Genomic DNA, 14942 nt, shown 5'->3' with positions numbered 1-14942 from the left:
GCAAATGGACCAGCAATTAATCCGCTGTCGCCGAGGCTGGGGTTCCCCCTTTAACTTTGGTGCTGTGGTTCTCGCATTCGGGGCTGCGTTATTGTCACCCTGTGCGGTAGTCGCTAATCAAAGCCTGACGACGCCGCAAGATCCTTTAGGTTTAGGACAACTACGCTATATCGATCAAAATGGTCAAGCTCAACGCAGTTTACCACTGCATAGTGACGTCTCGATGACGGTCTCGGGTCTGACCAATCGAGTGACGCTGACTCAAACCTTTATTAATGAGAGTGAGCAGTGGATTAACGGTCAGTACCTTTTCCCGCTACCTAATGAGGCGGCGGTTGATCAGCTTCAGTTAGTGGTAGGGGATCGGGTGATTGAGGGGCAGGTTCAGGCCAAACAGCAAGCACTACGCACTTTTGAAGTGGCTAAGCGGCAAGGTAAACGGGCGAGTTTGGTTAGCCAGTTAAGGCCGAATGTATTTAATACCGCCATCGCCAACCTCGGTCCTCACCAGCGATTGCAGGTGAGAATCACTTATCAACAGCGTTTGGATTATCTAAATGGTGAATTTAGTCTGCGGTTTCCGATGCTGGTTAATCCGCGTTATACGCCGCTTATTTTTCGTAAATCGATGGCGATTATCCAGCCTCCAGATGCGGAACCAAGGGCGGAGCACTCAGGCGCTTGGTCTGCTGAGCATTTCAGTGGATTGAACGCGATAAATTCGTATCACAATAGCGCCTATCGTTTAGTAGAGCACAGTATTGCTCAATATACTTCGATAGGAGCAAAGCCTCTACCAGTTAAATTGAAGATCCATCTCGACAGTGGTTTTGACTTAGCGCAACTCACTAGTTTGTATCATCCAATTGCCAGTCATCCGCGCAAGGATGGCAGTGTTGATATTGACTTGCTTTCTAGTGATGCCAATCAAGATTTTGTGCTGAAGTTTCGCCCTCAAGTCGGTCTGCGGCCAGAAGCGGCCATTTATGTGCAGCAGGGGCAAAGTCACCAAAAGGCTCAAACCAGCAATCGAGATGACTATGTTTTGTTGATGTTAATGCCGCCTCAAGGGGCTAAAGTGGATCAGTTAGACTTGCCAAGAGAACTGATCTTAGTGATTGATACTTCAGGATCGATGTCGGGGCAGTCGATGACTCAGGCTCGTCAAGCGCTACAATATGCATTGGATGGTTTAGAGCCTGATGATTCCTTTAATATCATCGAATTTAACTCGGATTATCGGCAATTTTCGGCGCACTCCTTGGTGGCAAATAAAGGTAATTTACAAGCCGCTAAAGGCTTTATTGCAAGTTTAAGCGCAGACGGCGGCACCGAAATGTTTAGTGCACTTCAGGCTGCCCTGAGCCACAACGAAGGCCAAAAAAATGGCTCTTTACGCCAAGTTATATTTATTACCGATGGTGCAGTGAGTAACGAAGTGCAGCTATTTGAATTAATTCGGCTGCAGCTTGGTGCGAATCGCCTATTTACCATTGGGATAGGCTCCGCGCCTAATTCACATTTTATGCAGCGGGCTGCCGAATTAGGTAAAGGCACATTTACCTACATTGGTAAGCAGAGCGAAGTGGAACAAAAAGTAACAGCCTTGTTTGAACAGATAGCTCATCCGGTATTGAGTGACATTCAGCTGAGATATGATGATGGCACCGTCCCTGATTATTGGCCCACGAATATTCCTGATTTGTATTCGGGGCAACCTTTAATGTTAAGTATTAAACAGGCGCATGGTCGACATTCACAAGTTTGGGTCAGCGGTAAATTTGGCACACAACAATGGCAACAAAATGTGAATTTAAAGAGCAATAAACAGGTTGCAGGTTTAGATTTGCTTTGGGCGAGGCAGCAAATATCGGCCTTAGAGCTGAGTAAAAACGGTGCTAACGAGCAACGCGTTGATCAGCAAGTATTAGCACTGGCGATGAAATATCACCTCGTTAGTTCGCAAACTAGCTTGGTGGCGGTAGATATTAGTCCGGTGAAACCTGCAACGCTTCGTGCGGTCGACAAACCGATAGATGGTGGGATGCCGAAGGGATGGCAATCGAATGGCGTATTGCCTCAAACCGCGACGGGCAGTCGGCTAGATATTTTATTTGGGCTAAGCTTGCTGCTTGGTGCCTGGGGATGGGGATACTTTAATCATCGTCGTGCAGCCGCAGTGCGAACTTCCGCCTTGATTTAGCTTAATGAGTCAGCTCTCTTTGGCTGGTTTTGTTAGAGGGAGTTGACAGTATGGGGAGCAAGTTATGATCTTAAGTTTCTTAGCCAAACATCCGTTACCATGTAGTTTATTTCTATTCGGTGTTCTGGTGTTGAGCCACGGTTTGTATATTCAGGCCAAAGCTTATCTTGCACAGCTGTTGATTGCGCAGGCATGGCAGCATACTTTAGTTGATCAGCAACCGCATAAACCTTGGCAGTGGGCCGATACTTATCCGGTGGGTAAGCTTAGCTTCGTGACCAAACAAGAGAGCATAAATTTTAAGCATCAAGTGGATTCCGTTTATGTGTTGGCGGGGGCATCTGGGCGCACGCTCGCTTTTGGCCCTGGCTTAGTTCTGAGTGGTGCGAAGATTGGGGAGGTGGGCAATACCGTGATCGCTGGGCATCGAGATACTCATTTTGCAAATTTAGCTGCGGTGAATAAGGGGGATTTGTTGCAGATTGAAGCGAGTCATGGCGAAACCTTGCTTTATCAAGTGATGAATACTCAGATCGTCGATCAATCCGCGACTCAGTTTATGGCACCAAGTGACGACAACCGCCTCACCTTGATTACTTGTTATCCCTTTAACCAATTAAGTGGTGGAGCCCAGCAGCGATATATTGTGGAAGCCTTATTGGTACATAAGCCTCGGGTCATATAGTCAGAATATTCGATGTTTTCTGACAATCCGTTGCTGGGTTTATTGTCAATCATCGGCCATTTTGTTTTGCTGTGATACCGAGGTTTCGCTCAGTCATTGGTGAGTAGTGCATCGCTAGCTTGAATAAATTTCGCCGAGGCCCGCGCTAGTTGCTGTGATCCTTGGCAAATAAAAGCTTCCAGTCGATAAAATCCTCTTTTTTGGCTCAGTAGTTTAGCTTGCACTGTTACTGTTGTTCCCACCCGAATTGGGGCAATAAAACGTACGCTTAATTCGGCGGTTAGCGCTTTAATGCCACGCATCAACAAGCAGTGGGTCATGGCTGCATCAAGTAGTGTACTGGTCATGCCGCCGTGTAATAATCCATGATAACTCTGATGTTGAGCGGTCACCAAAAATTGGCTGTTGGTCCAACCTTCTGCATCTAGTTGAAAGCGTAAATTAAGAGAGTGTGGGTTGAACTTGGGGTCGCTACAGACCATACAGTGCGAATGGCTTTGCATGGCTTTTGGATAAGTTTGCATATGGGGTCTCATGAGATATGGGCTCCGCGCCTGCGGAGCTCGATAATTATGGTGCTGTGGGTGGTTCTTCGATTTGATAAAGGTGTTCAGCACAGGCAGTTTTACAGCCACATAAACGTTGATCGTGAAGCATTGGTTTGGTGAGTCTAGCCCGTTTTTTTCGTTTAAAACCGAGCATGATCCCAACAAATAGCAATATGATAACAAAGGCGCTGAGGCAATAAGCTAAGAGTGACAGCATCGGCCGCGGCCTTTTTGGTGTTGCGGGTGAGCATGGCCTGGGTTGTCGTTACATCGACCTGATTTTTGCTCATGGTGATGTCCTTGATGATGGCGTTCTTCACAGCAGCGCCCTTGCTTTGAATTTGCAGGTTCATCATGGGTGCAGCCACAACCACCTTCAGCTTGTTTTTTCAGATGATTGATCGATGGACGTCCTTGAGAGGCATTTTGAAGCGGAATTAACTGGCTGGCGTTGCTAGCTAACTGCTCAATGGTTTTATTACTGGTTGGTGATTGTAATACGTTTAATGATAGAGCGAGTAACTTACCGAGCATTTGTTCGCCAATGTTGCGAACGATCACTAAGTTGGCCTGTTGCTGCTGAAGTAGAATAAGTAAGTCTTTTTTCCCCGAGCAGTTGGTGTTCAATCCAGGATTAGCGTGCCGGGACAGTTGTTCCCCCTGTTCGTTGACAAACAAGATACTGTCGGCTTTGGTGAAGTGTGGTGCGAGTCGATCATCATTAATGGGGATGGCAATTATCATTGGGTGTTACTCCTAGGTATGAAAGTACATCAGCACAACGCTGTTTGCAGGGCATATCAATGTTCATCATTTACGCCCTCATCGAGTGCAGTTTGGTATTAAAAAACTAGCCTGTATTTGGCATATGCTATTTATACTCGTTATTTTTAGCATATGCAACATTTGGGATGACATTGTTCATGCTAACCGCCTACAGCAGAGGCGTGGCCGTTGGATTAAGCTGTTATCTGAGTTTGATGTCTGGATCTGATTTGCATCCGAGTTTGTTGCTAGCGAAGTGTTTTGTTATTGATTTAAGGTGAGTTTTTTTGGCGTGCTTATTTTGACCGCTTAGCCAGTTTATGGGATGACTGTCCGATAAAAGCTGAACGGGCCGGCCTAACTGCGCAAAAAATTAAAGCCCTGAGATGTGCGCCAACGAATAGTTTGGTGGATTATTTTTTGGGGGGGAGGACTAGACTATTGAGTATTTACTTGCTGGATTTGTTGCGGCAGAGCAAGCCTGTTTTTATTGCTTGCTCAAAAGTCTGGCTAAACGACAGTATCATAAGCGCGATAGGCACTAGCAGTTCACGCAGCATGTTTATATTAACTAAAAAGACAATTATTAGGTGCAATGGGCTACACTCGATATGTGACTAATCTATTCATATTTGGGGTAATTCTATGAGCGATGAGCGGGTCCGTTATAGCAAACAAGACAGTTTAATTTCTACTACCACTTCAGATAGCCACATCACTTATTGTAATCAGGATTTTTGCCAAGTGTCTGGATACCAAGCCGCGGAACTGAAAGGTAAACCGCATAATGTGATCCGTCATCAAGACATGCCTAAAGCCGCATTTACTCAGTTGTGGCAGTATATTCAATCGGGTCAGAGTTGGATGGGCTTGGTTAAAAACCGCTGTAAAGGCAGCGGTCATTATTGGGTGTCGGCATTTGTTACCCCCATCGTTGATAAAAGCGGCAAAGTATACGAGTATCAATCGGTTCGAACCGAACCGGATGATGCGCAGATCCGTCGTGCTGAAACTGTCTATCAAGCCTTGAATAAGGGAGAGGATAAGCGTTTTCGCCGTCGTTGGCTGGGAGTCTCTTCCGCTTTAGCGTGCGTTACATTTGTGGCGGTGTTGCTGGGAGCGGCAGGCTATCTTTGGTGGTGGCTGCCAGTTATTGTTGCGGGTCTGCAATTGCCAGTCATGTGGTGGAATCATCGTCGCCATCGATCCGTTGTAGATTTAGCGCAGCGCCAATATAGCAATGCTTTGATGGAATACCCTTATACCGGCCATTTTGATGACTGGTCAGCGATTGAATTAGCGGTAAAAATGAAAGGGGCTGAGCTTAGAGCTGTGACCGCAAGGTCAATCGATACCACAAGCCAAATTCGTGAAGCCAATCGTGACGAATTAGCCAGTCGAAAACGTCTCACAGAGAATCTCAACGAGCAAACGGTCGCCACGGAGGCAATGGCGGCTTCAGCCGAAGAAATGCTGTCGGCAATTGAGGAAGTGGCTAACGACGCCCAAGAGAATTCAGTATATGCTCAAAAAGTTCAGCAGATTGCATTGGATGGACAAGCGGTGGTCAATAATACCTTAGATTCGGCACAACAGTTACATCAAGAGTTATTGGTGTCGCACTCATCGCTAGAACAGTTAAACCAAGATGTGAATAGTGTTGAAGGGATCTTAGGTTTAATCCAAGCTATTGCTGAGCAAACCAATTTACTGGCCCTCAATGCTGCAATCGAAGCGGCGAGAGCCGGGGAGTCTGGTCGTGGTTTTGCGGTGGTGGCCGACGAAGTGAGGACCTTGTCGGAGAAAACCACTCATTCTGTGGATGATATTAGAAACAAGATTGAGGGTTTGAAAGCCACAGCAACAGATACTGGTAAGAAAATTTTAGCAGGGCAGCATTATTCAAATCAAAGCGTTGAGCAAACGCAGCAAACCCATTCAGCCTTTAGCGACATTGTCTCTCATATTAATTCAATTGGTGAACGCTCGGCGCGCACTTCCGAAGCGCTTTCGGAACAAGCGACGGTGACTCATGAAATGGTTAACCATATTCATCGAATGAAAGAGGCTATTTCAGGTACTGGTAGTCTCTCCGAGTTGTCAGAAGATCGGACTCGGCAAGTGATTCTTGAGCTGGATAGTCTTGAGCGATTAATTCGAGCCTTTGACGCCAAGTCTTCGTTTTAAGGGGGCGGTTTAGCAATTGAGAACTTGTTGGCTGCACTCTTCTGTGGTGCTAAGTCTTATCCTGTTGGCGCTCATCCATTTATCTTTTCGATTAAGAGGTCGACAAAAGCTCTTACTTTCGCTGGGCGAAAGCGGGCCGAAGGGAAGACCACATGAATATCGCCGCTCGGTAGCTGCCATTGTGGCAGAAGTTTGATTAATCGGCCGGCGGCAAGATCGTCGGCAATCGCATAATCAGGTAATACGGAGATGCCAGCATCGGCAAGTACTGCTTCTCGTACTGCGAGCGTGGCATCTAAGTAGATCGAAGCTTGCATCTCAATACTCTGCTGCTCACCATCATCGGATAAAAAATTCCAGCGTAAAGGATTATTTAATGCGGTGTTGGCGATGAAAGGTAATTGGCTTAGATCTTTTAGGTTCAGCGGTTCTGGTAATTGAGCATGCAGCGACTTGGATACCACTAAAAATTGTTGAAATTCGCCAATTCGTCTTACGGGCAGGTTATCTTCGCTAAGCCAACCAACGCGGATTGCCAGTTCAACCTGTCCAGACATGATGTCGACAGTTTGATCGCTTAAGGCGGCATCTACTCTGCAGTTTGGATAGTGTCGGGTGAATGCAGCAATGGTGGGGACGATAATACCGATCCCGTAATCGAAAGGTGCGGCGATCCGCAAGGTCCCTGAAGGTTCAAGTACGGTGTCGGTTAATTCGTCGAAGGCCTCTTCCGCTTCACGCAAAATTAATACGCAGCGTTGGTAAAAGGCTTGCCCTACATCTGTGACTTTAACTGAGCGAGTGGTTCGTACTAATAGCGATACTCGGAATTCTTGCTCCAGTCTAGCGACTTGCTGGCTCACCACGGCTTTGGTGATGCCGAGACGCTCGGCTGCTGCGGTGAAGGAACCCGTCTCTACCACAGCGGTAAAATAGACTAAGCGACGCATGTTACCGAGGTCACCTAAGTTAGTTTCAGTCTTATTGTTTATTTTTAGCATACTATATGTATATATGTAATGCGTTTAACTGTCAATGTATTCGGTTTAAAGTAGCTACACTTAACTGAGGAGATAAACAATGAACATCACCCTTAACTATTTGTTCGATCCATTATGCGGTTGGTGCTACGGCATCTCCCCTGCGTTTTCAGCGCTCGCGAACGCTAGCGAGCAAGTTCATATCAAACTGCTACCCACTGGACTTTTTTCCGGCGCAGGCTCAAGAGCGATGAACGAAGAATTTGCAGCTTTTGCCTGGTCAAATGATCAGCGTATTGCCAGCCTAACTGGACAGCCTTTTAGTGAACAATATCGTCACAGTGTATTAGCTGATCATCAGCAACGTTTTGACAGTAGCTTGCCAACAATCGTGCTGACGGCGGTTGCTTTAACCCAGCCAGAAAAAGAGCTGGAGATGCTGAAAGCGATTCAGAAACTTCGCTATGTGGAAGGCCGCAATGTCACTGACCGAGCGACCTTGGAGCAGGCCTTACACACCTTAGAACTTAGCGATGCAGTTGCATTATTAGACAGCCCTGAGTTGCACAAAGCGAATCAACAGCGCCTCGAGCAGGCTCAAAATTTAATGCAAGAGTTCGCTGCCCGTGGAGTGCCAAGTTTGATTGCTGAGTCTAAGGGACGTCGTGTGCAATTATCTACCGCAGATTTTTATGCCGACTCACAAGCTTTATTGCGTCAGCTTAAAGCGCTTTAAAGCGCTAGCTAAGCTTATTTATTTCTGCACTCTTAATGTGCGATTAGTTACAATTTAAAAGGAAAGATAATGTCTATTAAAAATAATTTCATGAAGTTTATCGCGGCTGGCATCGTTGCTGTGTCTAGTATCAACGGTGCTGCATTTGCGGCAGAGTCTACATTGAAGGTGCAGCATTTTCCAGCTGGAGAACACGGCTTTTATCGCGCTCCAGTATTGCTTAGCGGCGAACATGACGCGCTGTTGATTGACGGTGGTTTTACTTACCCCGACGGTCAGGCTTTAGTGGCTGCTATTAATGCTTCGGGTAAGACCTTAACCACTATTTATGTGAGTCAAAGCGATCCCGATTATTATTTCAGTCTCGCGCCGATAAAAGCGGCATTTCCTGATGTACGGGTGATTGCTGCATCGGCAACGATTGAGGCAATTAAAGCTAATGTGAAGAAAAAACTCGCTATTTGGGGGCCTCAACTTCAAGCGAATGGTCCACAAACCATGGACGATATTGTGCTACCAGAAGCCTATGATGAGTCTTCTCTTCGTATCGAATCGCATCACTTGGATATCGTCAACGCAGAGGGTTTAGCCAACCGTCGTTACTTGTGGGAGCCTTCAAGTCGAGCTATTTTGGGTGGTGTGATGGTATTTTCAGGGGTGCATGTATGGACCGCTGATACCGCTGGTGCAGCGGGGCGTGAAGCCTGGATCAACAATCTGAATGCCATGCTTGAGCGTGAACCTAAGATGGTGATTGCTGGGCACATGAGTCCCGATGCACCGACTGACGCCAGTGCTATTCGTTATACTCGAGACTATTTATTGGCTTTTGAAGAAGAACTCGCTAAAGCTACGAATAGCGAACAGCTTATCAAAGCCATGACGAAACGTTACCCGAATGCTGGAATGGGCGTAGCCCTACAAATTGGTGCAAAAGTGGCCATGGGCGAAATGAAGTGGGGCTAAGCCGTTTGTATTAGGCTTAGGTCTTTGGGGAGCGGAGCGACAGTGATACCAGATATCTCCTTCAATCGTTAGCTGCTCCGGCTCCCTTACTTTATTGATTGAGCTGCTAAGTTTGTTAGTCGCTCTTTTTATATATGAATCCTTGAATATGATCGGCTTAGGCGAGGTAAACTTATTTCATTGAGGATATTTTGGGTCCGCCGAAGCGCTAGATGCCTTTAGCTTGCGACAATAAATGTCATAATTGTTAGCAGTGTGTTTAAAAAAATCGTGAACCCAAACTGATATTATTTTATCGAAAGGCTTGGTTTCTCCCTCCTTGTTTTACATTTCGTGTTTTTTTGGGCGCTGTTGTTGTCCTTGTATATTTCACATTATCATTTGATTCTACTTCTATTTTGCGTGGAAGCGATAAGCGCATCACATCGCGGTGAACTGGACTTTTTGAATCTTGCCGAGTGGGGTAATGTAGGCTTAACTTACGATGCAATTCATATTTTAGTAACAATTCGCCAGTTTTATGTGAATTGTTTGAGAATGTAGGGGCTTGCCACGCGAATAAAATCAATTTAGCCCAATGGCAATGAAGCGCTTTACTGATGCTGTATTTAAAGTGCATATCAGATACTGATTTACGGTAAGCAAAGTAGAGGTTGTGAATCGCCTTAAGACTGGTGTTGAGCAATTTTTTACCCCGAATCCGAGTAATGTAGTGCACTGATTTCTTCAAGTATGGGAGACAGTTATGAGTTTTTTTTGGGGGCGCTTATCCATTGCGACAAAACTATATGTGACGATGCTTGTGGTGGGCTGCTCGCTGTTGATCATCACCCTTAACTACACCTATCAACACGAAAAATCTTTGGTTGAAGCGATGGCTCGTCAGCAAATTAAGGCCATGAGCGAAAGTTATTTCGAGGGCCTGAATACTTTGATGTTATCGGGGGCGATGGCAAATAAAAATTTATTGCATAAAAAGATGTCTAGCCAAGAGAATATCCTTGATATCAAACTGATTCGCTCAGAATCGATTCAGGCGATGTTTCATCCCAGTGAAGCTTCGGTTAGTTTAACCGACAATCAACGTCAGGCTTTCACTGGGCAGACGGTGGTTAAGCAAAGTATGATTGAACAACAATCTGCGCTGACGGTACTGACACCTATCATCATGAGCCGCGATCATGGCGGTGTTGATTGCCTTTCTTGTCATGTGACCAGTAAGGAAGGCGAGACCGCAGCGGTGATTGAAGTTGCATTTTCACTCGCCAGCGCTCAAAAAATTATTTATAGCGCACTGCTTAAGCAAGCCAGTCTGTTAACGGTAGTCTTTTTTATTGGCATGTTGATGTTGGCCTTGATTTTTCGAAGTGCGGTGGCAAAGCGTCTTAAATTACTGCGTAATCGTTTGTTGAAAGCGGCTGATAACTCAGATCTAGCTGTGGATTTTTCGGATCAATACCACGATGAAATTAGTGGCGTTTATGCTTCGTTACAATCATTAGTGAATAGTTTTAAACAGAGTTTAACTCAGCTGACGAGTAGTAGTGACGAATTACATGATACTGCCGAGCAGGTCAGTCATGTGGCTGGTTCAACTGAACAATCAGTCACAAGGCTGAAGGCTGGAACCGATTCTGTTGCGACCACCTTAGTCCAAATAGAAGCCTCATCGAATGATGTGAAACAAAATGCGCAGTTCACCACCGACCGAACCCAGCACGCCAGTCTACATGTTGAGTCTGGTGCGAAGAAGGCGCAACAAATACTTGCTTATATGCAAGCCTTAGTGGCGATAGTAAAAGATGCCAACGAAAGCTTACTTGAATTAGGCGAGCGAAGCGAAAGGGTGAATTCGATGGTTGAAGCCATTTCAGCTATTGCTGAGCAAACCAATCTATTAGCCTTGAACGCCGCCATTGAAGCAGCGCGAGCGGGAGAGCAAGGTCGAGGGTTTGCGGTTGTCGCAGATGAGGTGCGTTCGTTAGCGAGTCGAACCCATCAGTCGACAGGGGAGATTAAACAGATTAATGAGCAGCTGACACAACAAAAAGATCGTGTGATTTCGGTGATGAACGAGGCGAATACTGCAGTTAGTAACTCGGAAACGAGTATTGAAGAGTTATGTGCGATCTTGGAAGACATTGCCATACAAAGCCGCGAGATAGCCCAGCTAAACTCACAAGTGGCGCAAGCCGCTGATCAGCAGAACCAAGCGGTTTCAGAGGTGAATCAGCATGTGACGAGCATTCAAGATATCGCTGACGTCACCGCGCATGATGCCAGCCAGCAGCATATTATTAGCGAACGTGTCGTTGCATTGGCAACCGAGCTTAAACGGCTTGTGAATAGTTATAAGTTGTGAGTAGCAATAGGGGCGATGTTTGTTGGTCAAACTAAATAGCTTGATCATCGTTTATGGTTCCATGTCGGTGTCCATATACTGACCATCGAGTGAGGCTTGAAGCATGTGCTGATAACGTCCACTTTGCTTTAATTGGCTTAGCCCTCGATTGAATTTAGCTATCAGCTGTTGCGCATTTGGTGTTTGTTTAGAAATGATGAGGTAATAACGATCGCTCGTGACTGATTTGGGGTGATGAGTGATTTGAGCGATTTCATTGGGATTAAAATATTGCTGCAATAGATAATAACCAGCAGCTTTATCGAGTTGAAAAACTTGAATATAACCTCTTAGTAAGCGAGCGAAGTTACTGCGGTCCGACTTACTTCGGTCAATTGTGATGAGCTTCTGTCTCTCTAGTTTTTCGAGTAGTTGGTACTTATAACCCGCCGCCCCACCAAATTTAACGCCATATAAGTCTTGCGGTTTATGCCAATCGAATGCAAAACTTTTCAGATGAAAAAACACCGAAGTCCCCTCTATTACGAAGTCAGCACTATACAAAAACTGTTGTGCGCGATTGTCATTGTAAGACCAAATGAGCGAGCCATCGACTTCACCCAATTCAGCTAATAGGTAGGCTCTTTTCCAAGGGAAAAATTGATAATGAACCTCGATCCCTTGAAGTTTGAATGCTTCACTCACGATGTGTGAAGCAACGCCACCGTGTTTCAAATTTACAGATAGATAAGGCTCCCATTCGCCATTGCTAAGAATTAGCGAATGGAGCGGCGCTAATGTTGGAAATGACGGATAGAGTAAAAGTGCAAATAGTATCCCTGTTGAGAGCTTTTTCATAAGTTCTACATAGTTGATGCGATGGTATTAGTTTAGACTATTTTTGATCTTGTTATTTAGCTCGGTTCTCTATTGCAAAGGCGTGCCTGCTCAACCAAGCTCGATAAGATTAAAATCGGGTCTGAGTTATAAATACTCGTAGCATTGCAGCTTGCGCTAAGCCATTGTTGTATCATAGGGCTTTAGTTGAAAATGATACCCAATGATGATCAAAGACTTTAATTTATTGCGGCTGTTACTGGTGTTAAACGAAGAGCGGCAAACAACATTAGCTGCGAAACGATTGCATCTTAGTCAACCAACGATCAGCGTCATGCTGCGAAAATTACGTGAGCAATTTAATGACCCGCTGTTTGTTCGAGACAAAAATCAGTTGGAGCCAACGGTGCGTTGTCAGCAGTTACTGATGCAGCTCCCTGCGCTGCTGGATCAATTGGACTCGTTATATATTAACCAGAAAAATTGGGACATTTCCCTGCTCGAAGGCGAGATCACCTTGATATTGTCACCACCTTTAATGAGCTCTTTCGCCGCCCCCTTAGTGAGTAAGCTTAGTGCTCAGGCCCCGTTAATTACGGTCGAGTGTTACCATTGGGGCTTTGAGGCTCAGCGAGATCTGGAGTTAAAAAACCAATGCTGGGGTTTTAGTTATCTACCCATGGAAACCAATAAAAATATTTTGCAAAAGGATATTGGTGATGATGAATTTGTAATGGTGATGCGTAAAGACCATCCGCTTCAGTCCTCAGAACTCAGTGCCGTGTTAGCTTATCCCTTGTGTATTAATTTAATCTTTGGTGAATCCAGCGTCTCTCGTAGTGAGCAGATACTTAAGTCTCTTGAGCTCGACAAAAAGATTAGTGTGCGTACCAGTGATATTGGCTTAATGTTAGCCTTGGTTGCTGATGGTGATTATATTGGTATTGTTTCTAAGAATATTGCAGCTCGATTTCCTTACAAATTCCGCTTCGAGCCTTTACCTCATTCTCTGCCTGATAAAAGCCGATTCCGAAGTATTGCGCTATTTACCCATCAGCGAAATCGCATTGACCCGCTTACCAACTGGCTATTTGAGGAAGCTTCCGCAATTATTGACGGTGAATTGCATTATTAATATTTCTAATGGAGCTTATAGAAATTCATCGATGGGGGGAGGAAAGCGCTTTTGTTAGGCTTATAAAGTAATTTAATGATTCACTTTATAAGGGGTTTAAATGAACCATAAGTTCTGTTCCGCAGTCATGTTTTGTTTTGCTTCAGGTTTTGCTCTTTCTAGTTTTGCGCAGTCTCAACACAGCGCTGAAGAGGAGCTTGCTTATCATCTCGGGGTACAAGCTTTTATTTATGGGACGGGTCCGCTCACTGTGGCAGCCGTTCGCCAAACCTCTACATCGGTGACAGCACCGATGGATAACGCGATGGCACCGCTAAATCAAATGGGCAAAACGCGCGTCTTATCGGGTCCGCAACACCGTATTGTTCCTACGGTAAACAACGACACCTTATACTCTCAATCACATATTGATTTGGATGTATCTGGGCCGATGGTTATCGAAGTCCCTAGAACCGATAACCGTTATTTTATTGTTCAGTTGCTCGATGCCTACTCTGATTCTATCGATGACCTTATTAAGCAAAATGCTGGCACTCAAGGGGCTAAATTTTTATTGGTCCAGCAGGGTTGGCAAGGGGGAAATCCCAGAGGGCATTAGCGGGGTGATTGAGTCACGTACCCCCATGGTTTGGTATATTCAACGTACTGGTGTGGCAGGAGAGCAAGATCTGGATGCGGCGCTTGAAGTACATGACGGTTTTATCCATTATCCTTTATCTGAATACGGTGAGTCTCACGGCGTAGTTAGCCTTCAACAATCTTCAGGTGGTATTCCGCCAATGGCTCGTCCCCAAGGTTTGGAGTGGTTTGCCTTAATTGATCAAGAATTAAGAAAAAACCCTTTAGCCGAAGATGCCGCTATGGTGGCGCAATTTAAATACATTGGTATTGGAGGAGAAACGCCTTTTAATTCGGAGCTGCTTTCTGCAGCGCAAAAACGCGGTTTGCTGCGTGCGGTGGAATCTTCAGCCCGTATTATTGACTACGCAGGTCGTCAACTTGGCGCAACTAGTTACGGTTGGTCGATGATGTTTGAAGGGGGGCGTTATGGCCAGGATTATTTGAGCCGCGCGAGTATTAATTTACGCGCCGCTGGCTTAAATGTGCCAGAGCGAGCACTTTACCCAAACCGCTACACCGACTCTCAAGGTATGCAATTATCGAGTAAATATCAGTATCGAATGACCATGCCAGCGGATGCACCAGCAAAAGAGTTCTGGTCCTTAACTATGTACGATGCTACAAATTTGTTTATGGTGGAGAATGAAATCAATCGTTATTCGATTTCCACTAATCGTCCTGAAGAGTTGAAGTATGCGACAGATGGCACCTTGCCGATTTGCATTCAACATCAACCTCCAGAAGGCGAGCATTGTAATTGGCTACCAGCACCAGAAGATGACTTCTATTTGCATCTTCGCTTATATGAGCCGACTCAACAAGTGCTTGATAATGAGTATCCAATGCCACAGGTGATCAAACAAACTCTTTAAGCGATTTATTTTCGCTTGTTCAAAACCCAGTGGACATTCCATGGGTTTTGTTTCCTGAATACCAGA

At 45.4% G+C, this 14942-nt stretch carries 13 protein-coding genes; 9 read left to right on the top strand and 4 right to left on the bottom strand.

Annotation, left to right across the window (positions count from 1 at the left end; all coding sequences use genetic code 11):
* Positions 1 to 4: 4 nt before the first annotated feature.
* Together ACRRS1_RS13070 and ACRRS1_RS13065 are read left to right on the top strand one after the other, a co-directional pair.
* The gene (locus ACRRS1_RS13070) at positions 5 to 2203 is read left to right on the top strand and encodes a marine proteobacterial sortase target protein (protein ID WP_432467649.1); all 2199 of its coding nucleotides are present in this window, start codon (positions 5 to 7) and stop codon (positions 2201 to 2203) included.
* 64 nt (positions 2204 to 2267) lie between these two features.
* A complete protein-coding gene (locus ACRRS1_RS13065; RefSeq protein ID WP_432459581.1) occupies positions 2268 to 2888 on the top strand; it encodes a class GN sortase in 621 nt (206 codons plus the stop codon).
* Positions 2889 to 2977: 89 nt separating this feature from the next.
* Here the strand turns inward: ACRRS1_RS13065 and ACRRS1_RS13060 are convergent, their stop codons facing one another.
* Entirely contained in the window at positions 2978 to 3412 is a 435-nt protein-coding gene (locus tag ACRRS1_RS13060; RefSeq protein ID WP_432467650.1) for a PaaI family thioesterase, read from the bottom strand.
* Positions 3413 to 3637: 225 nt separating this feature from the next.
* Positions 3638 to 4180, bottom strand: coding sequence for a NifB/NifX family molybdenum-iron cluster-binding protein (locus ACRRS1_RS13055; RefSeq protein ID WP_432452737.1), 543 nt, complete (start codon positions 4178 to 4180; stop codon positions 3638 to 3640).
* 666 nt (positions 4181 to 4846) lie between these two features.
* Here ACRRS1_RS13055 and ACRRS1_RS13050 point away from each other — a divergent pair.
* The gene (locus ACRRS1_RS13050) at positions 4847 to 6388 is read left to right on the top strand and encodes a methyl-accepting chemotaxis protein (RefSeq protein ID WP_432467651.1); all 1542 of its coding nucleotides are present in this window, start codon (positions 4847 to 4849) and stop codon (positions 6386 to 6388) included.
* A gap of 71 nt (positions 6389 to 6459) precedes the next feature.
* Here ACRRS1_RS13050 and ACRRS1_RS13045 read toward each other — a convergent pair whose 3' ends face one another.
* A complete protein-coding gene (locus tag ACRRS1_RS13045) occupies positions 6460 to 7338 on the bottom strand; it encodes a LysR family transcriptional regulator (protein WP_432463387.1) in 879 nt (292 codons plus the stop codon).
* A gap of 130 nt (positions 7339 to 7468) precedes the next feature.
* On the opposite strand from ACRRS1_RS13045, the gene ACRRS1_RS13040 reads away from it, so the two are divergent.
* From ACRRS1_RS13040 to ACRRS1_RS13030, 3 genes are all read left to right on the top strand, one after another.
* Positions 7469 to 8104 carry a DsbA family protein gene (locus tag ACRRS1_RS13040; protein ID WP_432467652.1) on the top strand — a complete coding sequence of 212 codons (636 nt, stop codon included), beginning with the start codon at positions 7469 to 7471 and terminating at the stop codon, positions 8102 to 8104.
* Between the two features lie 69 nt (positions 8105 to 8173).
* A complete protein-coding gene (locus tag ACRRS1_RS13035; protein WP_432459578.1) occupies positions 8174 to 9070 on the top strand; it encodes an MBL fold metallo-hydrolase in 897 nt (298 codons plus the stop codon).
* 745 nt (positions 9071 to 9815) lie between these two features.
* Positions 9816 to 11432, top strand: coding sequence for a methyl-accepting chemotaxis protein (locus ACRRS1_RS13030; protein ID WP_432452742.1), 1617 nt, complete (start codon positions 9816 to 9818; stop codon positions 11430 to 11432).
* 51 nt (positions 11433 to 11483) lie between these two features.
* On the opposite strand, the gene ACRRS1_RS13025 is transcribed toward ACRRS1_RS13030, so the two are convergent.
* Positions 11484 to 12269, bottom strand: a complete 786-nt coding sequence (locus ACRRS1_RS13025) for a substrate-binding periplasmic protein (RefSeq protein ID WP_432467653.1) — start codon at positions 12267 to 12269, stop codon at positions 11484 to 11486.
* 202 nt (positions 12270 to 12471) lie between these two features.
* On the opposite strand from ACRRS1_RS13025, the gene ACRRS1_RS13020 reads away from it, so the two are divergent.
* From ACRRS1_RS13020 to ACRRS1_RS13010, 3 genes are all read left to right on the top strand, one after another.
* Positions 12472 to 13383, top strand: a complete 912-nt coding sequence (locus ACRRS1_RS13020; RefSeq protein WP_432452744.1) for a LysR family transcriptional regulator — start codon at positions 12472 to 12474, stop codon at positions 13381 to 13383.
* A 100-nt stretch (positions 13384 to 13483) separates the two neighbouring features.
* Positions 13484 to 13981 carry a DUF1254 domain-containing protein gene (locus tag ACRRS1_RS13015; RefSeq protein WP_432467654.1) on the top strand — a complete coding sequence of 166 codons (498 nt, stop codon included), beginning with the start codon at positions 13484 to 13486 and terminating at the stop codon, positions 13979 to 13981.
* Between the two features lie 4 nt (positions 13982 to 13985).
* The gene (locus tag ACRRS1_RS13010) at positions 13986 to 14876 is read left to right on the top strand and encodes a DUF1214 domain-containing protein (RefSeq protein WP_432467655.1); all 891 of its coding nucleotides are present in this window, start codon (positions 13986 to 13988) and stop codon (positions 14874 to 14876) included.
* Positions 14877 to 14942 lie beyond the last annotated feature (66 nt).

Source organism: Agarivorans sp. Z349TD_8 (assembly GCF_050870825.2).
In the GTDB taxonomy this organism is placed as follows: Bacteria; Pseudomonadota; Gammaproteobacteria; order Enterobacterales; family Celerinatantimonadaceae; genus Agarivorans.
This window is presented reverse-complemented; position numbering and strand designations above follow the sequence as displayed.

Coding starts and splice junctions, on each gene's coding strand:
- ACRRS1_RS13070 (WP_432467649.1), top strand. CDS start 5: ATGGACCAGCAATTAATCCGCTGTCGCCGAGGCTGGGGTTCCCCCTTT.
- ACRRS1_RS13065 (WP_432459581.1), top strand. CDS start 2,268: ATGATCTTAAGTTTCTTAGCCAAACATCCGTTACCATGTAGTTTATTT.
- ACRRS1_RS13060 (WP_432467650.1), bottom strand. CDS start 3,412: ATGCAAACTTATCCAAAAGCCATGCAAAGCCATTCGCACTGTATGGTC.
- ACRRS1_RS13055 (WP_432452737.1), bottom strand. CDS start 4,180: ATGATAATTGCCATCCCCATTAATGATGATCGACTCGCACCACACTTC.
- ACRRS1_RS13050 (WP_432467651.1), top strand. CDS start 4,847: ATGAGCGATGAGCGGGTCCGTTATAGCAAACAAGACAGTTTAATTTCT.
- ACRRS1_RS13045 (WP_432463387.1), bottom strand. CDS start 7,338: ATGCGTCGCTTAGTCTATTTTACCGCTGTGGTAGAGACGGGTTCCTTC.
- ACRRS1_RS13040 (WP_432467652.1), top strand. CDS start 7,469: ATGAACATCACCCTTAACTATTTGTTCGATCCATTATGCGGTTGGTGC.
- ACRRS1_RS13035 (WP_432459578.1), top strand. CDS start 8,174: ATGTCTATTAAAAATAATTTCATGAAGTTTATCGCGGCTGGCATCGTT.
- ACRRS1_RS13030 (WP_432452742.1), top strand. CDS start 9,816: ATGAGTTTTTTTTGGGGGCGCTTATCCATTGCGACAAAACTATATGTG.
- ACRRS1_RS13025 (WP_432467653.1), bottom strand. CDS start 12,269: ATGAAAAAGCTCTCAACAGGGATACTATTTGCACTTTTACTCTATCCG.
- ACRRS1_RS13020 (WP_432452744.1), top strand. CDS start 12,472: ATGATGATCAAAGACTTTAATTTATTGCGGCTGTTACTGGTGTTAAAC.
- ACRRS1_RS13015 (WP_432467654.1), top strand. CDS start 13,484: ATGAACCATAAGTTCTGTTCCGCAGTCATGTTTTGTTTTGCTTCAGGT.